This window comes from Serratia sp. CY81684 (assembly GCF_052166595.1).
In the GTDB taxonomy this organism is placed as follows: domain Bacteria; phylum Pseudomonadota; class Gammaproteobacteria; order Enterobacterales; family Enterobacteriaceae; genus Serratia; species Serratia nematodiphila.
This window is the reverse complement of sequence record NZ_JBJNOO010000001.1, coordinates 373,407-398,180: the sequence shown is the minus strand read 5'-3', so window position 1 is coordinate 398,180 and position 24,774 is coordinate 373,407. Positions and strand designations below refer to the sequence as shown.

Annotated in this window: 23 protein-coding genes and 1 riboswitch; of the genes, 12 read left to right on the top strand and 11 right to left on the bottom strand. The window is 61.8% G+C overall.

The window, feature by feature from the left end; all coding sequences use genetic code 11:
- Nucleotides 1–18 precede the first annotated feature (18 nt).
- From uhpC to ACJ8QF_RS01930, 5 genes are all read left to right on the top strand, one after another.
- Complete coding sequence (gene uhpC / locus ACJ8QF_RS01950; RefSeq protein ID WP_257214261.1) at nucleotides 19–1,341, top strand: MFS transporter family glucose-6-phosphate receptor UhpC; 1,323 nt, start codon at nucleotides 19–21, stop codon at nucleotides 1,339–1,341.
- A complete protein-coding gene (locus ACJ8QF_RS01945) occupies nucleotides 1,338–2,369 on the top strand; it encodes an ABC transporter substrate-binding protein (RefSeq protein WP_033633861.1) in 1,032 nt (343 codons plus the stop codon). Before uhpC ends, ACJ8QF_RS01945 begins: the two co-directional genes overlap by 4 nt.
- 67 nt (nucleotides 2,370–2,436) lie before the next feature.
- Entirely contained in the window at nucleotides 2,437–4,515 is a 2,079-nt protein-coding gene (locus ACJ8QF_RS01940; protein WP_118892343.1) for an ABC transporter permease, read from the top strand.
- A gap of 11 nt (nucleotides 4,516–4,526) precedes the next feature.
- A complete protein-coding gene (gene fbpC, locus ACJ8QF_RS01935) occupies nucleotides 4,527–5,573 on the top strand; it encodes a ferric ABC transporter ATP-binding protein (protein WP_015377028.1) in 1,047 nt (348 codons plus the stop codon).
- A 246-nt stretch (nucleotides 5,574–5,819) separates the two neighbouring features.
- Nucleotides 5,820–6,086, top strand: coding sequence for a hypothetical protein (locus ACJ8QF_RS01930; protein ID WP_033642249.1), 267 nt, complete (start codon nucleotides 5,820–5,822; stop codon nucleotides 6,084–6,086).
- 41 nt (nucleotides 6,087–6,127) lie between these two features.
- Here the strand turns inward: ACJ8QF_RS01930 and dusC are convergent, their stop codons facing one another.
- The 3 genes from dusC to rhlE form a co-directional block, all read right to left on the bottom strand.
- On the bottom strand, nucleotides 6,128–7,060 hold the full coding sequence (gene dusC, locus ACJ8QF_RS01925) for a tRNA dihydrouridine(16) synthase DusC (protein WP_099982050.1): 933 nt from the start codon (nucleotides 7,058–7,060) through the stop codon (nucleotides 6,128–6,130).
- An 84-nt stretch (nucleotides 7,061–7,144) separates the two neighbouring features.
- Entirely contained in the window at nucleotides 7,145–8,104 is a 960-nt protein-coding gene (locus ACJ8QF_RS01920) for a D-2-hydroxyacid dehydrogenase family protein (RefSeq protein WP_015377025.1), read from the bottom strand.
- Between the two features lie 114 nt (nucleotides 8,105–8,218).
- On the bottom strand, nucleotides 8,219–9,592 hold the full coding sequence (rhlE, locus tag ACJ8QF_RS01915; RefSeq protein WP_075684764.1) for an ATP-dependent RNA helicase RhlE: 1,374 nt from the start codon (nucleotides 9,590–9,592) through the stop codon (nucleotides 8,219–8,221).
- Nucleotides 9,593–9,889: 297 nt separating this feature from the next.
- Here rhlE and cecR point away from each other — a divergent pair, with 297 nt between their 5' ends.
- The 5 genes from cecR to ACJ8QF_RS01890 are packed head-to-tail and all read left to right on the top strand — an operon-like array spanning nucleotide 9,890 to nucleotide 15,608.
- On the top strand, nucleotides 9,890–10,588 hold the full coding sequence (gene cecR, locus ACJ8QF_RS01910; RefSeq protein WP_021503995.1) for a transcriptional regulator CecR: 699 nt from the start codon (nucleotides 9,890–9,892) through the stop codon (nucleotides 10,586–10,588).
- Between the two features lie 18 nt (nucleotides 10,589–10,606).
- Nucleotides 10,607–11,593: a secretion protein HlyD gene (gene hlyD / locus ACJ8QF_RS01905; protein ID WP_099981677.1), complete on the top strand. Its 987-nt coding sequence runs from the start codon at nucleotides 10,607–10,609 to the stop codon at nucleotides 11,591–11,593.
- An 8-nt stretch (nucleotides 11,594–11,601) separates the two neighbouring features.
- Nucleotides 11,602–13,338 (top strand): ATP-binding cassette domain-containing protein, encoded by a 1,737-nt coding sequence (locus ACJ8QF_RS01900; RefSeq protein ID WP_021503997.1) that lies wholly within the window; start codon nucleotides 11,602–11,604, stop codon nucleotides 13,336–13,338.
- The gene (locus ACJ8QF_RS01895; protein ID WP_015377020.1) at nucleotides 13,335–14,489 is read left to right on the top strand and encodes an ABC transporter permease; all 1,155 of its coding nucleotides are present in this window, start codon (nucleotides 13,335–13,337) and stop codon (nucleotides 14,487–14,489) included. Before ACJ8QF_RS01900 ends, ACJ8QF_RS01895 begins: the two co-directional genes overlap by 4 nt.
- 12 nt (nucleotides 14,490–14,501) lie before the next feature.
- A complete protein-coding gene (locus ACJ8QF_RS01890) occupies nucleotides 14,502–15,608 on the top strand; it encodes an ABC transporter permease (protein WP_015377019.1) in 1,107 nt (368 codons plus the stop codon).
- 70 nt (nucleotides 15,609–15,678) lie between these two features.
- Here ACJ8QF_RS01890 and ACJ8QF_RS01885 read toward each other — a convergent pair whose 3' ends face one another.
- From ACJ8QF_RS01885 to moaA, 6 genes are all read right to left on the bottom strand, one after another.
- The gene (locus ACJ8QF_RS01885) at nucleotides 15,679–16,389 is read right to left on the bottom strand and encodes a Bax inhibitor-1/YccA family protein (RefSeq protein WP_004939761.1); all 711 of its coding nucleotides are present in this window, start codon (nucleotides 16,387–16,389) and stop codon (nucleotides 15,679–15,681) included.
- 130 nt (nucleotides 16,390–16,519) lie between these two features.
- Nucleotides 16,520–16,987, bottom strand: a complete 468-nt coding sequence (gene moaE / locus ACJ8QF_RS01880) for a molybdopterin synthase catalytic subunit MoaE (RefSeq protein WP_033633871.1) — start codon at nucleotides 16,985–16,987, stop codon at nucleotides 16,520–16,522.
- A gap of 2 nt (nucleotides 16,988–16,989) precedes the next feature.
- The gene (gene moaD / locus ACJ8QF_RS01875; RefSeq protein WP_049187156.1) at nucleotides 16,990–17,235 is read right to left on the bottom strand and encodes a molybdopterin synthase sulfur carrier subunit; all 246 of its coding nucleotides are present in this window, start codon (nucleotides 17,233–17,235) and stop codon (nucleotides 16,990–16,992) included.
- Complete coding sequence (gene moaC / locus ACJ8QF_RS01870; RefSeq protein ID WP_004939770.1) at nucleotides 17,232–17,711, bottom strand: cyclic pyranopterin monophosphate synthase MoaC; 480 nt, start codon at nucleotides 17,709–17,711, stop codon at nucleotides 17,232–17,234. Before moaC ends, moaD begins: the two co-directional genes overlap by 4 nt.
- Nucleotides 17,712–17,714: 3 nt before the next feature.
- Nucleotides 17,715–18,230: a molybdenum cofactor biosynthesis protein B gene (gene moaB, locus ACJ8QF_RS01865; RefSeq protein WP_442537221.1), complete on the bottom strand. Its 516-nt coding sequence runs from the start codon at nucleotides 18,228–18,230 to the stop codon at nucleotides 17,715–17,717.
- A 24-nt stretch (nucleotides 18,231–18,254) separates the two neighbouring features.
- Nucleotides 18,255–19,241 carry a GTP 3',8-cyclase MoaA gene (gene moaA, locus ACJ8QF_RS01860; protein ID WP_004939778.1) on the bottom strand — a complete coding sequence of 329 codons (987 nt, stop codon included), beginning with the start codon at nucleotides 19,239–19,241 and terminating at the stop codon, nucleotides 18,255–18,257.
- Nucleotides 19,228–19,372, bottom strand: a riboswitch (molybdenum cofactor riboswitch). Its footprint overlaps the gene before it by 14 nt.
- 260 nt (nucleotides 19,373–19,632) lie before the next feature.
- Here moaA and ACJ8QF_RS01855 point away from each other — a divergent pair.
- Nucleotides 19,633–20,550: a gluconeogenesis factor YvcK family protein gene (locus ACJ8QF_RS01855; RefSeq protein WP_004939781.1), complete on the top strand. Its 918-nt coding sequence runs from the start codon at nucleotides 19,633–19,635 to the stop codon at nucleotides 20,548–20,550.
- A gap of 6 nt (nucleotides 20,551–20,556) precedes the next feature.
- On the opposite strand, the gene ACJ8QF_RS01850 is transcribed toward ACJ8QF_RS01855, so the two are convergent.
- Entirely contained in the window at nucleotides 20,557–20,823 is a 267-nt protein-coding gene (locus ACJ8QF_RS01850; RefSeq protein WP_004939783.1) for a VF530 family DNA-binding protein, read from the bottom strand.
- A gap of 100 nt (nucleotides 20,824–20,923) precedes the next feature.
- A complete protein-coding gene (gene uvrB / locus ACJ8QF_RS01845) occupies nucleotides 20,924–22,936 on the bottom strand; it encodes an excinuclease ABC subunit UvrB (RefSeq protein WP_076740466.1) in 2,013 nt (670 codons plus the stop codon).
- 1,109 nt (nucleotides 22,937–24,045) lie between these two features.
- Here uvrB and ACJ8QF_RS01840 point away from each other — a divergent pair.
- On the top strand, nucleotides 24,046–24,768 hold the full coding sequence (locus tag ACJ8QF_RS01840) for an ATP-binding cassette domain-containing protein (protein WP_131164558.1): 723 nt from the start codon (nucleotides 24,046–24,048) through the stop codon (nucleotides 24,766–24,768).
- Nucleotides 24,769–24,774: the final 6 nt, after the last annotated feature.

The following is a 24,774-nucleotide window of genomic DNA, read 5'->3' as shown; positions in this document are numbered from 1 at the left end:
TTTCACCTTCTTATAGTCATCACCAGGGAGACGGCTATGCAGACACGCTCGGCATCTGAAATCGACCATCGTTACCGCGCGCTGCGCCCGCGACTGCTGCTGTACATGGTCATCGGCTACGCCGCCTTTTACCTGACGCGCAAAAGCGTGAATTACGTGCTGCCGGCGCTGCAAATGGATTTGGGGCTGGATAAAGGGGACATCGGCCTGCTCGGCTCGCTGTTTTATCTGAGCTACGGCCTGTCGAAATTCGCCGCCGGGTTGTGGCACGACGGCCACGGGCAGCGCAGGTTTATGGGGATCGGCCTGTTCGCCACCGGCGTGCTGAACGTGGCGTTCGCCTTCGGCGAATCGCTGACGCTGCTGTTGGCGGTCTGGGCGCTGAACGGCTTCTTTCAGGGCTGGGGCTGGCCGCCCTGCGCGCGGCTGCTGACCCACTGGTATTCGCGCAACGAGCGCGGCTTCTGGTGGGGCTGCTGGAATATGTCGATCAACCTCGGCGGCGCGATCGTGCCGCTGATCAGCGCCTTCGCCGCCCAGCGCTGGGGCTGGCAGGCGGCGATGTTGATCCCGGGGGCCGTCAGCATGGTGTTGGGCCTCTGGCTCACGCGGCGGCTGACAGGCACGCCGCAGGAAGAAGGCCTGCCGTCGGTCGGCCGATGGCGTCACGATCCGCTGGAGCTGCGCCAGGAACAGCAAAGCCCGCCGATGGGGCTGTGGCGGATGTTGCGCACCACGATGCTGAAGAACCCGATGATCTGGCTGCTGGGCGTCTCTTACGTGCTGGTCTACCTGATCCGCATCGCCTTGAACGACTGGGGCAATCTGTGGTTGACGGAAAGCCACGGCGTCAACCTGCTCAGCGCCAACGCGACGGTGATGCTGTTCGAGATAGGCGGCCTGCTCGGCGCGCTGTTCGCCGGCTGGGGATCGGATGTGCTGTTCGGCGGGCAGCGCGCGCCGATGATTTTGCTGTTCACGCTCGGGCTGATGGTTTCCGTCGCCGCGCTGTGGCTGGCGCCGGTGCATCACTACGCGCTGCTGGCGGGCTGTTTCTTTACGGTGGGCTTTTTTGTCTTCGGCCCACAGATGTTGATTGGCCTCGCCGCCGTGGAATGCGGGCACAAAGGCGCCGCGGGCTCCATCACCGGCTTTCTCGGCCTGTTCGCCTACCTGGGGGCGGCGCTGGCGGGCTGGCCGCTGTCGCGGGTCATCGAAGGCTACGGTTGGTCGGGCATGTTCAGTTTGCTGTCCATCGCCGCCGTTCTTATGGGTTTATTGCTGATGCCGCTGCTGATGGCGAGCGTTACCACCTCTACCGAGAGAAGGATAAAACAATGAAAAAAACGTGGGTCACTACCCTGATAGCGTCCGGCATCGCGCTGGCGACTCTGAGTGGCGGCGCGCACGCCAAGGGCCGCCTGGTGGTCTACTGCAGCGCCACCAATGAAATGTGCGAAGCGGAAACCAAAGCCTTCGGCGAGAAATATGACGTGAAAACCTCGTTCATCCGCAACGGATCCGGCAGCACGCTGGCGAAAGTGGATGCCGAGAAGAAGAACCCGCAGGCGGACGTCTGGTACGGCGGCACGCTCGATCCGCAATCCCAGGCCGGTGAAATGGGGCTGCTGCAGCCGTACAAATCGCCGAACCTCGAACAGGTGATGACGCAATTCCGCGATCCGGCCAAGCTGAAAGGCAACTACTCCTCGGCGGTCTACGTCGGCATTCTCGGTTTCGGCGTCAACACCCAGCGCCTGAAAGAGAAAAACCTGCCGGTGCCAAAATGCTGGAAAGACCTGACCAAGCCGGAATACAAGGGCGAGATTCAAATCGCCGATCCGCAAAGCTCCGGCACCGCCTACACCGCGCTGGCGACCTTTGCCCAGCTGTGGGGAGACGATCAGGCGTTCGATTACCTCAAGCAGCTGAACGCCAACGTTTCGCAGTACACCAAGTCCGGCATTGCCCCGGCGCGCAACGCCGCCCGCGGTGAAACGGCGATCGGCATCGGTTTCCTGCATGACTACTCGCTCGAAAAGGAACAGGGCGCGCCGCTGGAGCTGATCTCGCCTTGCGAAGGCACCGGCTATGAAATCGGCGGCGTCAGCATCCTCAAAGGCGCACGCAACCTCGACAACGCCAAGCTGTTCGTGGATTGGGTGCTGTCGAAAGAGGCGCAGGAGCTGGCGTGGAAGCAAGGCAAATCCTATCAGATCCTGACCAATACCACCGCCGACACCTCGCCGAACTCGCTGAAGCTCGACGACCTGAAGCTGATCAACTACGACATGGACAAGTACGGCTCGACCGAGGTCCGCAAGGCGCTGATCAACAAATGGGTCAGCGAAGTCAAGATGGGTAAATAAGCCCACATTCTGCGCCTGTTGCCGGGTAAGCCTCACGGTTTGCCCGGCCTGAACATCCGGGAAACTTATGTCACATACACATGCACTCCATCTCGTGAAAAAACGAGATGCGATATTCCTTTGGGTTTTGCTCGGCTGGCTGGCGTTCGCCCTGCTGCCGAGCTGGAGCCTGGATTACGGCCTGCTGGAGTCCACCGGCGAAGAGATCCTCGCGGCCTACGGCTGGTCAAATCGCAATATCAGCTGGCTTTGGTGCCTGCTGCCGAGCCTGCTGCTGCTGCGCCCTTACGCTGCGGCGGGCGGTGAACGGCGGCGGCGCCACGCGTTCGACGCCGGCTGGGCGCTGCTGTGCATGGCCTTTATCGTCGTCAGCGCCACGCTGGCGGGGCGCGGTTTAGGCTACGCCACCCTGGTGCAGTTGACCGCGCTGGGCGCCATCATGACGTTGGCGCTGACCCGCCTCGACTGGCTGGGCGGCGACCGTTTCGTTATCGGCGCGCTGGTCACCATCGTGGCGCTGATCGGCGTCTTCATCGTCTGGCCGAGCATCGCGATTTTCATTCCGATGTTCACCGACCAGACGGGCGCTTTCGCGCCGCTGGCGTTTATGAATGTGCTGTCGCAGGCGCACATCGTCCAGGTGATCCTCAACTCCATCGCCCTGTCGATCGCGGTAGGCGCCGGCTGCACCTTCTTCGGCCTGGTGCTGGCGATTTACACCACCCGCATCGCCAAGCGCAGCGCCATTATCGGCCGCATCTTCTCCATCCTGCCCATCGTCACGCCGCCGTTCGTCGTCGGCCTGGGCGTCACGCTGATGATGGGGCGCTCCGGCTACGTGACCGAGTGGATGGTGGCCTGGTTCGGCCTGACCAACACCAACTGGCTGTACGGCTTTACCGGCATCTGGCTGGCGCAGGTGCTGGCGTTCACCCCGATGGCGTTCATGATCCTCGACGGCGCGATCAAGACCATTCATCCTTCGCTGGAAGAGGCCTCCTACACCCTGCGCGCCAGCCGTTGGCAAACCTTTAACGGCGTGTTCGTGCCGCTGCTGAAACCGGCGCTGGCCAACGCGTTTCTGATCGTGGTGGTGCAATCACTGGCCGACTTCAGCAACCCGCTGGTGCTCGGCGGCAACTTCGACGTGCTGGCGACGCAAATCTATTTCTACATTACCGGTTCACAGCTCGATTATCAGGCCGCCAGCACCCTCGGCGCCTTCCTGCTGCTGTTCTCGCTGTTGGTGTTCTGCATCCAGTATATGTGGATCGGCAAGCGTTCCTACGTCACCGTGTCCGGCAAATCCTATCGCGGCGACGTACAGCCGCTGCCGGTCACGCTGGTATGGAGCGTGATCGCGCTGCTGGCGGTGTGGGTAGCCTTTAACGCCCTGCTTTACGGCAGCATTTTCTACGGCAGCTTCACCGTCAACTGGGGGGTGGATTACACGCTGACGCTGGATAACTTCATCAAGCTGTTCGGCCAGGGCATGAGCGACGGCGCGTGGCCTTCGCTGCTCGATACGCTGCTGTACGCCGGGATCGCCGCGCCGATCACCGCCGCGTTCGGCCTGCTGATCGCCTGGATCGTGGTGCGCCAGCAGTTCAAGGGCAAAAAGACCATCGAGTTCACCACCATGCTGTGCTTTGCGGTGCCGGGCACCGTGGCGGGCGTCTCTTACATTCTCGCCTTTAACGGCGCGCCGGTGTACCTCACCGGCACGGCCGCCATCGTGATTATCTCGATGGTGATGCGCAACGTGCCGGTGGGCATTCGCGCCGGGATCGCCGGGCTGGGCCAGATAGACAAATCGCTGGACGAAGCCTCGCTCAGCCTGCGCGCCGGCTCGCTGCGCACTATCACGCACGTCCTGCTGCCGCTGCTGCGCCCGGCGATCCTGTCGGCGCTGATCTACAGCTTCGTGCGCGCCATCACCACCGTCAGCGCCATCGTCTTCCTGGTGACGCCCGATACCCGCGTGGCCACCGCCTACATCCTCAACCGCGTGGAAGACGGCGAATACGGCGTGGCGATCGCCTACGGTTCAATTCTGATCGTGGTGATGCTGGCGATTATTTTCCTCTTTGACTGGCTGATCGGCGAGGCACGCATCTCCCGTTCAAAAGCCAAAAACCAGGCGTAATGGAGCCCATGATGAGCCAGAAAAATTTCGTTGAACTGCGCAACGTCTCCAAACGGTTCGGCAACAACACGGTAATCGATAACATCACGCTCACCATCCCGCGGGGGCAAATGGTGACGCTGCTCGGCCCTTCCGGCTGCGGCAAGACCACCATTTTGCGCCTGGTCGCCGGGCTGGAAAAGCCGAGCGACGGGCAGATATTCATTGATGGTGAAGACGTTACCCATCGTTCCATCCAGCAGCGTGATATCTGCATGGTGTTCCAGTCTTATGCCCTGTTCCCGCATATGTCACTGGGGGAAAACGTCGGCTATGGCCTGAAGATGCTCGGCATCCCGCGTGCCGAAGTAAAAGCGCGCGTGCAGGAAGCGCTGGCGATGGTGGATCTGGCGGGGTTTGACGATCGCTATGTCGATCAGATCTCCGGCGGCCAACAGCAGCGCGTGGCCCTGGCGCGCGCGCTGATCCTCAAGCCGAAAGTGCTGCTGTTCGACGAGCCGTTGAGCAACCTCGACGCCAACCTGCGCCGCAGCATGCGTGAAAAGATCCGCGAGCTGCAAAAGCAGTTTGATATCACGTCGCTGTACGTCACCCACGATCAGAGCGAGGCTTTTGCGGTCTCCGACACCGTGCTGGTGATGAACAAGGGGCATATCATGCAGATGGGCTCGCCGCAGGATCTCTATCGGCAGCCCGCCTCGCGCTTTATGGCGAGCTTTATGGGGGACGCCAACCTGTTCCCGGCCAGCTTCAGCGCCGACCATGTCGATATCAGCGGCTATCGTCTGCCGCGCCCCGCGCACTTTGCCGCCCAGGGCGCCGGCACGGTGGGCGTGCGCCCGGAGGCGATCACGCTGAGCGAGCATGGCGATGAAAGCCAGCGCTGCGTGATCGAACATGTCGCCTACATGGGGCCGCAGTATGAGGTAACGGTGGCGTGGCACGGGCAGCAAATTTTGCTGCAGGTTAACGCCACCCGCCTGCAACCGAACGTCGGCGAGCAGTATTATCTGGAAATTCACCCCTACGGCATGTTTATGCTGGCGGACGCGGCATAATAAGCATCACTCTTAAGCGTTAGAATAACGGTCATCCCGTATGGGATGGCCGAAAATAATCGCCAAAAACACCGTATTTATCTATTTTTACAATTCCACCCAAGTCCTTGTTCAGCCGAACAATAAATATAGCCACACCCACTCAAAAATAACCACCCAGACCACTCAGGGTGATATTTTTATTTAAATAGGGTAAGCTTGATCCCGCAGTCGAAATTATTTAACGGCCAACTCAAGGAGAAATTCATGAGCAACAATGCAAATGCACAGGCGCAGCTGGATAATTTACGCAACGTCGCTTCCCAGCTGAAGGAAATGCGCCACTACGCGCAGTCGAATATCGAGACGCTCTCCGCACACTGGCTGGCCTTCGATCAGGGGGAATGCAAAAATAAGGCATTCGCCGAAGCCATTAACGACCTGTTGAATAAGCAGGGCGCCTGTCTGGAAGGACTGGAAAAAACCATTCAGGATATCGAGATAGAATTAAACCGTCTTGATAAAGCCGCCTGATAATGCCGATTTAAATAAACCCGCCGCGCGCGGGTTTATTTTCAGCTGCGGCAGATGACGCGCGCAATATCCCCGGACGTCGTCAGCGCACGTATTTCGCTGAACAGTTCGGTGGCTTCGTCATATTCTTTGCGCAAATAGCCTAACCACTGTTTGATGCGCGCCACGTGATACAGGCCGGTGTCGCCCTGCTTTTCCAGATGGACGTATTTTTGCAGCAGCTCAACCACCTGCGGCCAGGGCATGCGCGGTTCGTTGTACTTCACCACCCGGCTCAGGTTCGGCACGTTGAGCGCGCCGCGCCCCAGCATGATGGCGTCGCAGCCGGTCGCCTGCAGGCAATCCTGCGCGCTCTGGTGATCCCAGATCTCGCCGTTGGCGACAACCGGGATGCTCAGCCGCTGACGGATCTCGCCGATCGCCGCCCAGTTGATGCGATCCGCCTTGTAGCCGTCCTCTTTGGTGCGGCCGTGCACCGTCAGCTCACTGGCGCCCGCCTGCTGTACCGCATCGGCGATTTCAAAGCTGCGATTGGAGGAGTCCCAGCCCAGGCGCACCTTCACCGTGACCGGCAGATGGGCCGGCACCGCCGCGCGCATCGCTTTGGTGCCCTGGTAGATCAATTCCGGATCTTTGAGCAGCGTCGCCCCGCCGCCGCTGCCGTTCACCAGCTTGGACGGGCAGCCGCAGTTGAGATCGACGCCGTAAGAGCCCAATTCCACCGCACGCGCGGCGTTTTCCGCCAGCCACTGCGGATACTGCCCCAGCAGCTGTACCCGCACCAGCGTGCCCGACGGCGTGCGGCTGGCGTGACGCAGCTCCGGGCACAGCCGGTAGAACGACTTGGCCGGCAGCAGCTGATCGACCACGCGCAAAAATTCGGTGATGCACAGATCGTAGTCGTTCACTTCGGTGAGTAACTCACGCACCAAAGAATCGAGAACGCCCTCCATCGGAGCCAATAATACGCGCATGACCAATCCCAGCTAAAAAAAGACCCGCAATGATACGGGTGAATGCCCGCGCCAGACAAGCCTCAGCGGGCATTAAAAATGCCGTCAGCCCAGCCGGCGGATCGGTTGGCCGGCAAGGAACGCCGCAATGTCCTCGACCGCCTCGGTGAAGTAGGCGCGGTAATTGTCGTCCGCCACATAACCCACATGCGGCGTCGCCAGCACGTTGGGCAGCTGGCGAAACACGTCGTCGGCCGGCAGCGGCTCCGTCTCGAACACGTCCAGCCCGGCGCCGGCGATCTTACGCTGTTGCAGGACGTCCACCAACGCCGCCCGATCGACGATGCCCGCGCGCGAGGTATTGATCAGGTACGCGGTGGGCTTCATCGCCGCCAATTCATCACGCCCCACCAACCCGCGGCTGCGATCGCTCAGCACCAGGTGAATGGAGACAAAGTCGCTCTGCTCAAACAGCGCCCGCTTGGACGGCGCCAGCTCAGCGCCCTCCTGCGCCGCCCGTTCCGCCGTCAGGTTCTGGCTCCAGGCCAGCACGCGCATGCCGAACGCCTGCGCCACCCGGGCCATCTGGCCGCCGATCTTGCCCAGCCCCAGCAACCCCAGCGTCTTGCCCTGCAGCGTGACGCCTAAGCCCAGCTGCCACGGGCCATTGTTTTGCAGCCCGACGCTTTCCGGCACGATATGCTTCGCCAGCCCGAGCAGCAGCGCCCAGGTCAGTTCCATCGGCGCGGCCGAGCCGCTGGCGGTGCCGCACACCACCACGCCGCGCTCGGCGGCGGCGGCCAGATCGATAGCGGCGTTGCGCATGCCGGAGGTGATCAGCAGCTTCAGCTTCGGCAGCCGCGCCAGCAGCGAGGCGGTCATCGGCGTGCGCTCGCGCATGATGACCAGAATGTCGCACTCCTGCAGATGCACCGCCAGCTCCGCTTCATCGGTAAAGTGCGCGCTGATGGCCGACACCTCCACCCGATCGGCCAGCGCCGACCAGTCCGCCATCTTGAGCGCCACCTGCTGGTAATCATCGAGAATTGCGCACTTCAATTTCATCTCCGTCTCCTGGAATCTAGGGGTAGCCACCGTCCAGCCTAGTACGAAAATGCCGTTCCGCCAGGCAAAAAAAAAGCCGCCCGTATCGGCGGCTTACTCTTTGAGCAATCAGGCTTATTCGGCTGGTTTGCGGTTGCGCGGGCGGCGCGAAGACGGCGCGCCGGAACGACGCTGGCCATCACCCTGCGGGCGGGCGTTACCGTTGCCACGGTTTTCACGCTGGCCGCCGTTCGCGTTACCGCTGCGCTGACCGCCGCCGTTACCGGAACGCTGGCCGCCGCCGTTGCCGCGCGGCGCGCCGCGCCCGCCACCCTGACGGCCGTTGATGATCGGCTCGGCCTTGATGGTCGGATCCGGCTCGTAGCCCGGCAGCGCAATGCGCGGAATTTCACGCTTCAGCAGACGCTCGATGTCGCGCAGCAGCTTGTGCTCATCCACGCACACCAGCGAGATAGCCTCACCGGTACGCTCCGCGCGGCCGGTACGGCCGATACGGTGCACATAGTCTTCCGGCACGTTAGGCAGCTCGTAGTTCACCACGTGCGGCAGCTGGTCGATATCCAGACCGCGCGCCGCGATGTCGGTCGCCACCAGCACGCGGATGCGGCCGTCTTTGAAATCGGCCAGCGCGCGGGTACGGGCGCCCTGGCTCTTGTTACCGTGGATCGCCGCGGCGGTGATGCCGTCTTTGTTCAGCTGTTCCGCCAGATGGTTGGCGCCGTGCTTGGTGCGGGTAAACACCAGCACCTGTTTCCAGTCGCCTTCGCCGATCATCTGCGACAGCAGTTCCCGCTTACGCTTCTTGTCGACGAAGTGCACGCTCTGCTCAATCTGCTCGGACGCGGTGTTGCGGCGCGCCACTTCCACCGAGGCCGGGTTATGCAGCAGCTTGTTGGCCAGCGCCTTGATGTCGTCGGAGAAGGTCGCGGAGAACAGCAGGTTCTGGCGCTTGGCCGGCAGCTTGGCCAGCACGCGGCGAATGTCGTGGATAAAGCCCATGTCCAGCATGCGGTCCGCTTCATCCAGCACCAGAATTTCGATTTTGGACAGGTCAACCGCGTTCTGATGCTCCAGATCCAGCAGACGGCCCGGCGTCGCCACCAGGATATCGACGCCGCCGCGCAGCTTCATCATCTGCGGGTTGATGCTCACGCCGCCAAACACCACCAGCGAACGCAGGCGCAGGTGTTTGCTGTAGGCATCGACGTTTTCGCCGATCTGCGCCGCCAGCTCACGGGTTGGCGTCAGGATCAGCGCGCGCACCGGGCGACGGCCCTTGACCGGATGGTCATGCTTGCTCAGCAGCTGCAACAGCGGCAGGGTAAAACCGGCGGTTTTACCGGTGCCGGTCTGGGCGCTGGCCATCAGGTCACGACCTTCAAGCACGACAGGGATAGCCTGACGCTGGATTGGCGTCGGTTCACGATAGCCCTGTTCTTCAACAGCGCGCACAATTTCAGCACTTAAGCCGAGGGTTTCAAATGACATAAAGAGAAAAACTCCAGATCCCCCCTAACCTAACGGTGTTCGGTGCAGTTTCCTGGGAGGATGATCAGACGGGGCATTAAGCATGACCACGAGGGATTGGCACAAACTGCAGTGCACCAGGCGGCGATTGTAACAGAAGTCGCGCAATAAAAAGCACTTTTACGCACCCAGAGCACAATCTGCCGTAAATTCAGCATTGTCTGAAGCCGATCACATAACTCATTGTGGTTAGCGGTTGCGTTTTAGACAATCTGGCATAAAGTTAATCATATGATTGATTAACTTCGAGCGTGACCCATGCCAGCTTCCGTACCTCATCAGGCCGCCGGCCGGGCGCGCGGCGAGCAAACGCGCCGGCAACTGCTCGCCGCGGCGACCGAACTGTTCGGCGAATTCGGCCTGCAGGGCGCCACCACGCGCGATATCGCCCAGCGCGCCGGCCAGAACATCGCCGCCATCACCTACTACTTCAGCTCCAAAGAGGGGCTGTATCTGGCCGTAGCGCAGTCGCTCGCCGATTTCATTCAGCAGGCGTTCGCCCCGTTGGCCGAAGAGGTCGATCGCTTTGGGCAAGAAGCGCCCGAACAACGCTCACCCGACGCGGCGCTACGCTTGCTGCAGCGCGGCCTGCTGGCCTTCAGCGAGCTGATGACCCAGCCGCACACGCTGAACCTGAGCAAAATCATGTCGCGCGAACAGCTCGCCCCGACCGAGGCCTATCCGCTGATCCACCGCCAGGTGATCGCGCCGATGCACGAGCGGCTGTGCCGCCTGCTGTCTGCCGCCACCGGCATTGACGAGCACGCCACTCGCCTGGTGCTGCATACCCACGCGCTGATCGGCGAGGTGCTGTCGTTCCGCGTAGCGCGAGAGACCATCCGCCGTCAGGCCGGCTGGCAAGAGATTGGTGAAAGTGAAGCTGCGCAGATCGCGGCGGTGCTGAGCGAGCATATCGAGATTTTGGTTATTGGGCTGCGCCAACGTCACGGCGCGTAAATTCAGGCAGGGAGTGTTATGAACAAAAAACGCAGTGCCTTGATCGTGTTGTTAATTCTGCTGATCGCGGCCGCCGCTTACGCGGTCTGGCATTACCAACAGCAGCAGGATAAGCCGCTGACGCTGTACGGCAACGTCGATATCCGCACGGTCAACCTCGGCTTCCGCGTCGACGGCCGCCTGGCGTCGCTGACGGTGGATGAAGGCGATGCCGTTCAGCCGGGCCAACTGCTCGGCAAACTGGACGATGCCCCCTATCGCAACGCGCTGCAGCAGGCCGAGGCCAACGTCGGCAGCGCGCGTGCCAAACTGTCGCTGCTGCAGGCCGGCTATCGCACCGAAGAGATCGCCCAGGTGCAGTCAGAAATGGCGCAGCGCCAGTCCGCCTTCGCCTACGCCGACAGCTTCCTGAAGCGCCAGCAAGGGCTGTGGGCGAAAAACGCCACGTCCGCCGACGCGCTGGAAGATGCGCGCACCGCCCGCAATCAGGCGCAGGCCAATTTGCAAGCGGCGAAGGACAAGCTGTCGCAATACCGCAGCGGCAATCGCCCGCAAGAGATTGAACAGGCCAAGGCCGACGTGGCGCAAAGCGAAGCGGCGCTGGCGCAGGCGCAATTGAATCTGCAAGACGCCACGCTGGTCTCCCCGTCCGCCGGCACGGTGCTGACCCGCGCGGTGGAGCCGGGCACCATGCTCGGCGCCGGCGGCACAGTATTCACCCTGTCGCTGACCCGGCCGGTGTGGGTGCGCGCCTACGTCAACGAGACCAGCCTGAACCAGGCGGTGCCCGGCACCGAGCTGGAAATTTACACCGACGGCCGCCCCGACAAGCCTTACCACGGCAAGATCGGTTTCGTCTCGCCGACCGCGGAATTCACGCCGAAAAGCGTTGAAACGCCGGATCTGCGCACCGATCTGGTGTATCGCCTGCGGGTGATCGTCACCGACGCCGACGACGCGCTGCGCCAGGGCATGCCGGTCACCCTGCGCTTCGCCAAACCCTGAGGCCGGCCATGGAACAGGCGCACACCATCGAACTGGAAGGGCTGGAAAAGCGCTTTCCGTCGCTTGAGAAACCGGCGGTCGCCAGCCTGACCACCACCCTGCGCAGCGGCGCGGTCATCGGGCTGGTCGGCCCGGACGGCGCCGGCAAAACCACCCTGCTGCGCATGCTGGCCGGGCTGCTACAGCCCAGCAGCGGCAAATTGCGGGTCGCCGGGCTGGATCCGATCGCGCAGGATCGTCAACTGCACGCGATCCTCGGCTACATGCCGCAGAAGTTCGGGCTGTATGAGGATCTGACGGTGATGGAGAACCTGACGCTGTACGCCGATCTGCGCGGCGTTACCGGCGATCTTCGCCGCCAGACCTTTGAACGGCTGTTGAAATTCACCGATCTGACGCGCTTCACCGAGCGCCTGGCGGGCAAGCTGTCCGGCGGCATGAAACAGAAGCTCGGCCTGGCCTGCACGCTGGTCGGCGAACCCCAGGTGCTGCTGCTGGATGAGCCGGGCGTCGGCGTCGATCCGATCTCGCGCCGCGAGCTGTGGCGCATGGTGCACGAGCTGGCCAACGACGGCATGTTGATCCTGTGGAGCACCTCTTATCTCGACGAGGCCGAGCAGTGCCGCGAAGTGCTGTTGCTCAACGAGGGTGAGCTGCTGTTCAGCGGCGCGCCGCAGGATCTGACCCAGCGCATGGCCGGGCGCACGGTGTTGATCGCCGCGCCGCCGGGCAGCCATCGATCGTTGCTGCAGCGGGCGATCTGCCTGCCGGCGGTCACCGACGGCGTGATCCAGGGCAAGTACCTGCGCCTGATCCTGAAAGAAGGCGAAGATCACCGGCAGCTGCTGCAGGCGCTGGATCTGCCGGACGCCGAACTCGACGAGGCGGATCCGCGCTTCGAAGATGCGTTTATCGATCTGCTCGGCGGCGGCCCCAACCATCGCTCGGCGCTGGCGGAGATCATGCCGACCGTCGACGGTGAAAGCGGCGAAACGGTGATCGAAGCGGTGCAGCTGACCAAAAAATTCGGCGACTTCGCCGCCACCGATCACGTCGACTTTCAGGTGCGGCGCGGAGAAATCTTCGGCCTGCTCGGCCCGAACGGCGCCGGCAAGTCCACCACCTTCAAAATGATGTGCGGCCTGCTGGTGCCGTCCGGCGGCAAGGCGCTGGTGCTGGGGATGGATCTGAAGACCAGTTCCGGCAAGGCGCGCCAACGCCTCGGCTACATGGCGCAAAAATTCTCGCTGTACGGCAACCTGACGGTGGCGCAGAACCTGAAGTTCTTCTCCGGTGTCTACGGCCTGAGCGGCAAGGCGCAGCGCGACAAAATCGACGAAATGTCGCGCGCCTTCAACTTCGCGCCGATCCTCGATCAGACGCCGGACGCGCTGCCGCTCGGCTTCAAACAGCGCCTGGCGCTGGCCTGCGCGCTGATGCACGAACCGGATATTCTGTTCCTCGACGAACCGACTTCCGGCGTCGATCCGCTGACGCGGCGCGAGTTCTGGCTGCACATCAACGGCATGGTCGACAAGGGCGTCACGGTGATGGTGACCACCCACTTTATGGACGAGGCGGAATACTGCGACCGCATCGGCCTGGTGTATCGCGGCAAGATCATCGCCGCCGGCACGCCGGACGATCTCAAACAACAGGTGGCGCGCGACGACAATCCCAGCCCTTCGATGGAGCAGGCGTTTATCGAGCTGGTGCAGGGCTACGACGAGGAGGAAACACGGTGAGCGATAACCGACCCCCATTCGACGACGGCGGCTTCTCCTGGCGCCGGCTGCGCGCGCTGTGCCTGAAGGAGACGCGGCAGATACTGCGCGATCCCAGCAGCGGCCTGATCGCCTTCGTTATCCCGCTGATGCTGCTGTTTATCTTCGGCTACGGCATCAACCTGGACTCCAGCAAGCTGCATCTGGGCATTCTGATGGAGCAACAGAGCGAAGACGCGCGCGATCTGGCCCACGCCTTCGCCGGTTCACCCTATATCGAACCGACCATCAGCGATAACCGCCAGCAGCTGATCCAGCAGATGCAGGCCGGCACGATCCGCGGCCTGGTGGTGATCCCGGTGGATTTCGACCAGCGCATGGCGCGCCCGCACGACAGCGCCCCTATCCAGGTGATCACCGACGGCAGCGAGCCGAACACCGCCAACTTCGTGCAGGGCTATGCCCAGGGCGTATGGCAAGTTTGGCAGCAGCAACGCGCCGCCGATCGGGGGAGCAGCGACCAGCCGCTGATTGACGTGCAGATGCGCTACTGGTTCAACCCGGCGGCCATCAGCCGGCACTACATCATTCCCGGCGCCATCACCATCATCATGACGGTGATCGGCGCCATTCTCACCTCGCTGGTGATCGCCCGCGAATGGGAGCGCGGCACCATGGAGGCTCTGCTGTCCACCCAGGTGACGCGCAGCGAGCTGCTGCTCTCCAAGCTGATCCCCTATTACTTCCTCGGCATGATCGCCATGGCGCTGTGCATGGCGGTGGCGGTCTGGGTGCTCGGCGTGCCCTATCGCGGTTCGCTGCCGATCCTGCTGCTGATCAGCAGCCTGTTCCTCGCCAGCACCCTCGGCATGGGCCTGCTGATCTCCACCCTCACCCGCAACCAGTTCAACGCGGCGATGGTGGCGCTGAACGCCGCCTTTCTGCCGTCGATCATGCTGTCCGGCTTCATTTTCCAGATCGACAGCATGCCGGCCATCGTGCGCGCGGTGACCTACATCATTCCGGCGCGTTACTTCGTCAGCACGCTGCAAACGCTGTTCCTGGCGGGCAACGTCGGCACCGTGCTGGCGATCAATCTGCTGTTCCTGATCGCTTCCGCCGTGGTGTTCATCGGCCTGACGGCCTGGAAAACCCAGCGCCGGCTGGATTAAGGAGAAAGAGCGATGTTTCACCGTCTGTTGACGCTTATCATCAAGGAAATGCAGGCGCTGCTGCGCGATCCGCAAACCCGCGCCATCCTGATCATGCCGGTGATCCTGCAGGTGCTGCTGTTCCCGTTCGCCGCGACGCTGGAAGTCACCAACGCCACCATCGCGGTCTACAGCGAGGACAGCGGCCAGGCCTCGGTGGAGCTGACCCAACGCTTCGCCAAGGCCAAAGCCTTCTCCCATGTGCTGCTGCTGCGCAATCCGCAGGAGATAAAGACCACCATCGACAACCAGCGGGCGCTGCTGCTGATCCGCTTCCCGGCGCAGTTCTCGCGCGATATCGCCGCCGGCCACACCGCGCCGCTGCAGCTGCTGCTCGACGGGCGCAACTCCAACAGCGCGCAGATCGCCGCCAACTACGTGCAGCAGATCGTGCAGGAATATCAGAACGAGCTGCTCGGCAACCGCGCCAAACCCAACAACAGCGAACTGGTGGTGCGCAACTGGTATAACCCGAATCTGGACTACAAATGGTTTGTGGTGCCGTCGCTGATCGCCATGATCACCACCATCGGCGTGCTGATCGTCACCTCGCTGTCGGTGGCGCGCGAACGCGAACAGGGCACGCTGGAACAGCTGCTGGTCTCGCCGCTCACCACCTGGCAGATCTTTATCGGCAAGGCGGTGCCGGCGCTGATCGTCGCCAGCTTCCAGTCCAGCATCGTGCTGTTGATCGGCATCTTCCTGTACCAGATCCCGTTCGCCGGATCGCTGTTGCTGTTCTATGCCACCATGCTGCTCTACGGGCTGTCGCTGGTCGGTTTCGGCCTGCTGATCTCGTCGCTGTGCGCCACTCAGCAGCAGGCGTTTATCGGCGTGTTCGTGTTCATGATGCCGGCGATCCTGCTCTCGGGGTATGTCTCGCCGGTGGAGAATATGCCGGTGTGGCTGCAGGATCTGACCTGGGTGAACCCGATACGCCACTTCACCGACATCACCAAGCAGATCTACCTGAAGGACGCCAGCTTCAGCATTATCTGGCGCAGCCTGTGGCCGCTGCTGGTGATTACCGCCACCACCGGCAGCGCCGCCTACGCGCTGTTCCGCCGCAAGATCGCATAAAAAAAGCTCTGCATGTCACATGCAGAGCTTTTTGATCGCCAGATACCCTAAGGCTTGAAAGACGACGGATTTAGCGGCGGTTGCCGAAGATACGCAGCAACATCAGGAACAGGTTGATGAAGTCGAGATACAGCGTCAGCGCGCCGACGATGGCGTACTTGCGGAAGCCGTCTTTATCATCGGCGTTCAGCTGCTCACCCATCGCTTTGAGTTTTTGCGTGTCGTACGCGGTCAGACCGACGAACACCACCACCCCAATGTAGGTAATCGCCCACATCAGCGCGGTGCTTTTCAGCCAGATGTTCACCAACGAGGCCAGCACGATGCCGATCAATGCCATGAACAGCATGCTGCCAAAGCCGCTCAGATCGCGCTTGGTGGTGTAGCCGTACAGGCTCATGGCGCCGAACATGCCGGCGGTGACCACGAAGGTGCTGGCGATCGAGCTGTAGGTATAAGCGATGAAGATGCTCGACAGCGTCAACCCGGTCAGCGCCGAGTAGAGCATGAACAGCGAGGTGGCCACCGCGCCGCTCAGGCGGTTGACCATGCCGGAAATCACGAACACCAGCGCCAACTGGGCGATGATCAGACCGAAGAAGGTGATCTGACTGGAGAAGATGAAGTTAAGGATCGCGGGCGTATTGGCCGCATACCAGGAAACGAACGCCGTCAGCAGCAGACCGCAGGTCATCCAGCCGTAAACCTGCGCCATGTAGGCCTGAATGCCGCTGTTGGCACGTTCGACGATTGAACCATTAGAGCGTGGATATCGGTCCATGACGGTTACCTTTTGCGTTGTAAACAAGATTCCGAAGCCCCGCGAACGGGGCTTCGCCTGCTATAAGCGTACCACAGAATAGGCCGTGCGAAAGCGGCAAAGGTCTTGATTTGTTTCCGCTGTTGACGCGTTATTTAGCCGCGTCATGCCAGCGCTGCGCGGCCTCGCGATCGCTGTCGCGAGCGTCCACCCAACGATCGCCCTGGCCGGTCGCTTCGCGCTTCCAGAACGGCGCGCGGGTCTTCAGGTAGTCCATGATGAACTCGCTGGCGGCGAACGCCATGCCGCGGTGCGCGCCGGTCACGCCGACGAACACGATCTCATCGCCGGGATACAGCGCGCCGACGCGGTGGATCACCGTCACGCGCTGCAGCGGCCAGCGGCTGCGCGCCTCGGCCACGATCTCCGCCAGCGCCTTCTCGGTCATGCCGGGGTAGTGTTCCAGCGTCAGCGCGCTGACGTCGTCCCCAAGGTTATGGTTGCGCACCTTGCCGGTGAAGGTCACCACCGCGCCGTCGGCATCGCACTGCGCCAGCCACTGATACTCGTCGCCGACGTTGAACGGCGCTTCGCCCACGCGAATGCGGGTGTTTTCCATGCTTACCCCCCGGTGACCGGCGGGAAGAAGGCCACCTCATCGCCGGCGCGCAGCGGGTGATCCGCCGCCACCAGCGACTGATTGACCGCCGCCAACAGCTTGCCGGACTCCAGCGCCAGCGCCCAGCGATCGCCGCGCGCGCACAGCGCCTGGCGCAGCGCCTCGACGGTCGGGTAATCCGCCGGCATCGACAGCGTGCCGGTGCCCACCAGTTCGCGCACCTGCGCGAAGAAAAGAATATCGATCATGCGTTCACCTTAAAATCGCCGGATTTGCCGCCGCTTTTCGCCAGCAGGCGCACCGGGCCGATCACCATGTCTTTCTGTACCGCTTTGCACATGTCATAGATGGTCAATGCCGCCACCGAGGCGGCGGTCAGCGCCTCCATCTCGACGCCGGTTTTGCCGGTCAGCCGGCAGCAGGTTTCGATGCGCACCCGGCTGTGCTCCGTCTGCGCCTCCAGCTGCACTTCGACTTTGCTCAACATCAGCGGGTGGCACAGCGGGATCAGTTCCCAGGTGCGTTTGGCCGCCTGAATGCCGGCGATGCGCGCCGTGGCGAACACGTCGCCCTTGTGATGGCTGCCGTCGACGATCATCGCCAGCGTGGCGGGCAGCATCTCGACGAAGGCTTCGGCGCGCGCCTCGCGCACCGTTTCGGCCTTGGCGGAAACGTCGACCATATGGGCTTCGCCGGCGGCGTTAATGTGGGTTAGCTGTGTCATGACTCAGGGCTTCTTTAAATGGGGCTGGAAGTTGCACGGCCGATGGCGCGCGTCCAACTGCTCTTCGATAATCCGCTCCCAGGCGGTGCGGCAGGCGCGGGTGGAACCCGGCATGGCGAAAATCACCGTGCGGTTGGCCAGGCCAGCCAGCGCGCGCGACTGGATCGTCGCGGTGCCGATCTCTTCGTACGACACCATGCGGAACAGTTCGCCGAACCCTTCCACCTCTCTGTCGAACAGCGGCAACAGCGCTTCCGGCGTGTTGTCGCGCGCGGTAAAACCGGTACCGCCGATGATCAGCACCGCCTGCACGTTGTCATCGGCAATCCACGCGGAAACCCGCGCGCGGATCTGGTAAATGTCATCTTTGACGATGGCGCGATCCACCACCTGATGGCCGGCTTCCCGCGCCGCTTCCTGCAGGTATTGGCCGGAGGTGTCTTCCGCCGCGCCGCGGCTGTCGGACACGGTCAGGATGGCGATATGCGCCGGAATAAACTCGCTGCTCGCATGGCTCATGGTTCAATAGGCTCCTATTGGCTGTCAGCCGCCGATAAACGACAGGTTCTGGGTGATCCCGCTGTTACCCTGATGCAGGAAATGGGTCTGCTTCTTGCTCAGCAGCCCGCTCTGGATGCGCGCCTTCAGCGCATCGAGCTGGCCGTCGTCCGCCAGCAGATCGCGCAGGGGCACCCCCTGCTCGCCGAACAGGCACAGGTGCAGATTACCGATGGAAGAAACGCGCAGCCGGTTGCAGCTGGCGCAGAAGTCTTTTTCATACGGCATGATAAGACCCACCTCACCCTGGTAGTCCGGGTGGCTGAATACCTGCGCCGGGCCGTCGCTGCGGCCGCGCGCCTGGCGCTGCCAGCCCTGCTGTTCCAGCTGCCGGCGAATCACTTCGCCGGAAACGTGGTGTTTGCGAAACAGCTCGCCGCCCTCGCCGGTTTCCATCAGTTCGATAAAACGCAGTTGGATCGGCCGATCCTTGATCCAGGCGAGAAAGGCGCCGAGCTGCTGGTGATTGACGTCGCGCATCAGCACGGCGTTGACCTTGACCTTGCTGAAACCGGCGCTGAAGGCGGCGTCGATGCCGTCCATCACCTGGCGGAACTTGTCCTGACCGGTGATGGCGTGAAACTGACGGGGATCCAGGCTGTCGACGCTGACGTTGATCGCCGTCAGACCGGCGTCACGCCAGGCGGCGACGTCGCGCGCCAGACGGTAGCCGTTGGTGGTGACCGCCAGCGTGCGGATGGCCGGGTTTTCCCGCACGGCGGCGATGATCTCGGTAAAATCACGGCGCAGCGAAGGCTCGCCGCCGGTCAGGCGCACCTTTTCGGTGCCCAGTTCGGCGAACGCGCGGCTGACGCGGCGGATTTCATCCAGCGACAGGAAGCTTTTCGGGCTGCCGCTCGGCTTGTAGCCATCGGGCAGACAATAGGTGCAACGAAAGTTACACACGTCGGTGATCGACAAGCGCAGGTAATAGAACTTGCGCTCATAAGCATCAATGAGTTGCGGTACCATAACACCTTTCCAAAGTCGGGAGATGCGAGCGTTTCCCCTCTGCACCCTGGTGGCTGACTTCGCCACGGCCCAGGCGCCATATCGTTCCGGATGAACAACGTAGGCGCAGGGGCTAGGAGTTTGATTTCTCTTCCCGCTACCTTGAGTAGCCGGAATGAAACCGTGGTTTTCAGCAGAATTCTAGCGCTAATCGGCAACGATAGCCAACGCGTTAATTCGCTATATAATTGTCTATACAGCGTTTTTAGACGCCGTCTATTCGGGTAAACCATGATAAACATCGCTTGCGTGGACGAATTGACCAGAATCACGCAAATGACACTCTTTATCGCGTTTTTATGCCGGATCCGCTACCTTATGCGGGCAGTTCAGCCCCTTTGTAAGGAAATTTATGCGTAATCGTACCCTGGCCGATCTCGACCGCGTGGTGGCGTTGGGCGGCGGACACGGTCTGGGCCGTGTGATGTCGGCCCTGTCGTCCTTAGGCTCCCGCCTGACCGGCATCGTCACCACCACCGACAACGGCGGTTCCACCGGCCGCATCCGCCGTTCGGAAGGCGGCATTGCCTGGGGCGATACCCGCAACTGCCTCAACCAGCTGATCACCGAGCCGAGCGTCGCCTCGGCGATGTTCGAATACCGCTTCAGCGGCAACGGCGAACTGGCCGGCCATAACCTGGGCAACCTGATGTTGAAAGCGCTGGATCACCTGAGCGTGCGCCCGCTGGAAGCGATCAACCTGGTGCGCAGCCTGCTGAAGGTGGACGCGGCGCTGATCCCGATGTCGGAGCAGCCGGTGGATTTGATGGCGCACGATCACGAAGGCAACCATGTTTACGGTGAAGTGAATGTCGACCAACTGACTCTTATGCCGCAGGAGCTGATGCTGTCGCCCCCGGTCAACGCCACGCGCGAAGCGCTGGACGCCATCGCGCAAGCCGACGTGATCCTGATCGGGCCGGGCAGTTTCCTCACCAGCCTGATGCCGCTGCTGCTGCTGGACGATCTCACCCAGGCGCTGCGCCGCAGCAGCGCCAGCATGATCTATATCGGCAACCTCGGCCGCGAACTGAGCGTGGCCGCCGCGGCACTGTCGTTAAAGGATAAGCTGACGCTGATGGAAGAGAAGATCGGCCGCCGGATGATCGATGCGCTGATTGTCGGCCCGGCGGTGGACACCAGTGAAGTGCAGGATCGGGTGGTGATTCAACAGCCGCTGGAAGCGAGCGACATCCCCTACCGCCACGATCGCCAGCTGCTGCGCCAGGCGCTGGATCACGCGCTGGTGGAGCTGGCTGCCCGCCGCTGACCGAATTTAGCCGTCGCGCCCGCGCAGCCAGGGGTTATCGCTGGCCGGGGCGGGATGGCTGACCATATCGATATACAGATCTTCCACCTCTTTGCGCGCCCAGGGCGTGCGACGCAAAAACTTCAGACTGGACTTGATGCTCGGATCGCTGCGGAAACAGTTGATGCGAATGCGCGCGCCCAGTTCGGACCAACCGTAGTGATCCACCAGTTTATTCAGCAGTTGCTCCAGCGTCACGCCGTGCAGCGGGTCTTTAGACTGGTGTTGGCTCATGTTCGGTACTCTTCGTGGTCAAATCGGGCCGCACACCATAACAGCTTTGACGCGGCCGACAAGGAATTTTGACGCCCACAGCGCGGGCGCCGTCCAACGGTCAGGAAATCGCGATGAACTGCTCGCGCAGCTGGTGGATTTCGTCGCGCAGCGCAGCCGCCTGCTCGAACTCCAGGTTCTGCGCATGGGTGTACATCTGCGCCTCCAGATCGCGGATTTTCTGATCCAGCGCTTTCGGCGTGAGGTTCTGCAACTGAGCGCCACCGTCCGCCGCCTTGCTCCTGCCTTTCCCCTTGGCGCGGTTGACCGGCTGACCGATCTGCAGAATATCGCCGATCTTCTTGTTCAGCCCCTGCGGCACGATGCCGTTGACTTCGTTATAGGCCTGCTGCTTGGCGCGGCGCCGCTCGGTTTCACCGATCGCCTTGGCCATCGAATCGGTGATGCGATCGCCATACAGGATCGCCTTGCCGTTCAGGTTACGCGCCGCGCGGCCGATGGTCTGGATCAGTGAACGCTCGGAACGCAGGAAGCCTTCCTTGTCGGCGTCCAGAATCGCCACCAGCGACACCTCAGGCATGTCGAGGCCCTCACGCAGCAGGTTGATGCCCACCAGCACGTCAAACTCGCCCAGACGCAGGTCACGGATGATTTCGACCCGCTCCACGGTATCGATATCCGAGTGCAGGTAGCGCACGCGCTCGCCATGCTCTTCCAGGTATTCGGTCAGGTCTTCCGCCATGCGTTTGGTCAGGGTGGTCACCAGCACGCGCTCGTTGATCGCCGCGCGCTTGCGGATCTCGGAGAGCAGATCGTCCACCTGAGTAGCGACCGGCCGCACTTCCACGATCGGATCCAGCAGCCCGGTCGGCCTCACCACCTGATCGATCAGATCGCCGCCGGATTTCTCCAGCTCATATTTGCCCGGCGTGGCGGAAACATAGATGGTCTGCGGCGCCAGCGCCTCGAACTCCTCGAAGCGCAGCGGGCGGTTGTCCAGCGCCGACGGCAGACGGAAGCCGTACTCCACCAGCGTTTCCTTGCGCGCGCGGTCGCCTTTGAACATCGCGCCGATCTGCGGAATGGTGACGTGGGATTCGTCGACCACCAGCAGGCCGTCCGCCGGCAGGTAGTCGAACAGCGTCGGCGGCGGCTCGCCCTCGGCACGCCCGGAAAGGTAGCGCGAGTAGTTTTCGATGCCCGAGCAGTAGCCCAGCTCGTTCATCATCTCCAGATCGAACTGGGTGCGCTGCGTCAGGCGTTGCTCTTCCAGCAGCTTGTTGTTGGCCAGCAGCACCTTGCGGCGGTCCGCCAGATCGACCTTGATCTCTTCCATCGCCTGCATGATCCGCTCGCGCGGCGTCACGTAGTGCGACTTCGGGTAAATGGTAAAACGCGGCACCACCTGCTCAATCTGCCCGGTCAGCGGATCGAACAGCGACAGCCGTTCCACTTCTTCGTCGAACAGCTCGACGCGCAGCGCCAGCTCGTCCGATTCCGCCGGGAAGATGTCGATCACCTCGCCGCGCACGCGGAAGGTGGCGCGCTGGAAAGCCTGATCGTTGCGGGAATACTGCAGCTCCGCCAGGCGGCGCAAAATGGAGCGCTGATCGATGATCATCCCCTGGGTCAGGTGCAGCATCATCTTCAGGTAAAGATCCGGATCGCCCAGGCCGTAGATCGCCGATACCGACGCCACCACCACCACGTCGCGCCGCTCCAGCAACGCCTTGGTGGCGGAAAGACGCATCTGCTCGATGTGCTCGTTCACCGAAGCGTCTTTTTCAATGAAGGTGTCGGAGCTGGGCACGTAGGCTTCCGGCTGGTAGTAGTCGTAGTAGGAGACGAAGTATTCCACCGCATTCTCCGGGAAAAACGCTTTCATCTCGCCGTACAGCTGCGCCGCCAGCGTCTTGTTCGGCGCCAGCACCATGGTCGGCCGATTCAGATCGGCTATCACGTTGGCGATGGTGAATGTTTTGCCCGAACCGGTGACCCCCAGCAGCGTCTGGTGCGCCAGGCCGTCTTCCAGCCCCTCTTCCAGCTTGCGGATGGCTTCCGGCTGATCGCCGGCCGGTTTGAACTCGGAATGCAGTTTGAAAAGTTTACTCATTGCTCGGCTACCCTGTGGAGATGCGCGCGCTCAGGCGGCCAGCCGGCTCTGCGCCGGACATGGCCCCTAATTATGGAAAGTGTCGGCGATTTGCGCCAGTGCCCATGATACTGGATATAAAACCAGCTTCAAGCGGATTCGTCGCTGCGCCCGGCACGGCGGCGATGCCGTTGCACCGTGAGGTTACAGCCGGGTGACATTTTTATTGTCAATAACAGATTTATCCCCAGAACTTGCCGCGAATTAACTTATTGATAGCACCGCGTCGAAAAATCATACATAGAGACCTGATCAATACCCCTGTGTCTTGATTTTAATTAATCTATTGATATATAAGATATTTAATAAAAAGACGAGAATGCGGGCAAAGCGAACAGAACCCGCGTCGGCTCTCGCTTTACAGCGTTTTTCTAAATCTAATGCACAAGGTTATCCACAGGAATAGTGGATAACTCTCACCGCCCCGCCCGGGGCGGGAGTTACAGAAAGAAAGCTTTTCGCCCTTTACACTCGCCAAAATGGCTTTTTTAGTTATTTTTTCATAAAAATATCGCTTTGTTTATGCCGATTAATACTAAAAATCCCCATTGCCAAAATCGCATTGCCCCCTTTCTCGCGGATCGCGCTTGACGGCGGCGCAATGCCTTGCACCACGCCCTCACCGCAGAGCACCACAAGAGTGCAAAAAACGTCCGGGTTAACTTCCCGGCGTATTTTCAGGCCGCCGCGGCAGAGCGCGTCAGGCCTGATTAGCGGTTAACAAGGCGATAACAACCTCCCGTTTTCACCCGGCGACAAAATTGGCCTGGGAGTTGCTTTATCTTCCTGCGTATCAATGCGGTGCGGCGGCGCGATGCGCTGCCAGCCGCAGCCTGTACCCCTCGCGGTGCTATCGCCTGTAAAAAGCGCAAGAACGACACCAAGTCGTCACAAGCGTCGTTTTTAACGACATATTGACTGTCATTCCGTCCACCGCAGACCTTGCTCTGGCTCATCGGACGGACGGCATCTTGTTCCAGACATTGCCACACTCGGGAAATTCGCCGCGCATGCGGCCTTTGCTGTCCCCCGCCAACGAGTGAAACGAGCGTCTATGAGGAGAATGCCAAATGCTGAGCCTGAGATCGGTCAATCAATTCTACGGTCAAAACCACACCCTGTGGGACATCAACCTGGAGCTGCCGCGCGGCCAGTGCACCGTGCTGCTCGGGCGCAACGGCGTGGGCAAGACCACGCTGGTCAACTGCATCATGGGGCATTTGCCGGTAGTGAGCGGCAGCATGACCTGGCAGCCGGCAGATCAGCCGCCGCAAAACCTGCTGCTGCAACCGATGGAGCGCCGCGCCGCACTCGGCATCAGCCACGTCCCGCAAGGGCGGCAACTCTTCTCGCAGCTGAGCGTGGAAGAGAATCTGCAGGTGGCGCAGATGGCCGTGCGCGGCGCCCCTCGCCGCATTCCGCCGCTGATCTACAGCCTGTTTCCCAATTTGCGCCAGATGCGTACCCGCCGCGCCGGCGATCTGTGCGCAGGCGCCCAGCGCCAGCTGGCCATCGGCCGTGCGTTGGCGCAGGAACCGGCGCTGCTGATCCTCGACGAACCGACGGCGGGCGTGCCGCCTTCGATCGCCGCCGACATCGGCAACGTGATCCGCAGGCTCAACTATGAATTAGGCATGACCATTTTGCTGGTAGAGCATCAGCTGCCGTTCGTGCGCCGGGTGGCGGATCGCTTTTGTCTGCTCGATAGCGGGCGCACCGTGGCGCACGGCGCGCTGGCGCAGCTGGATGAGGCGCTGATCGGCGCCGGGCTGGCGGAACAGGACGGAGGATGAGGGAGC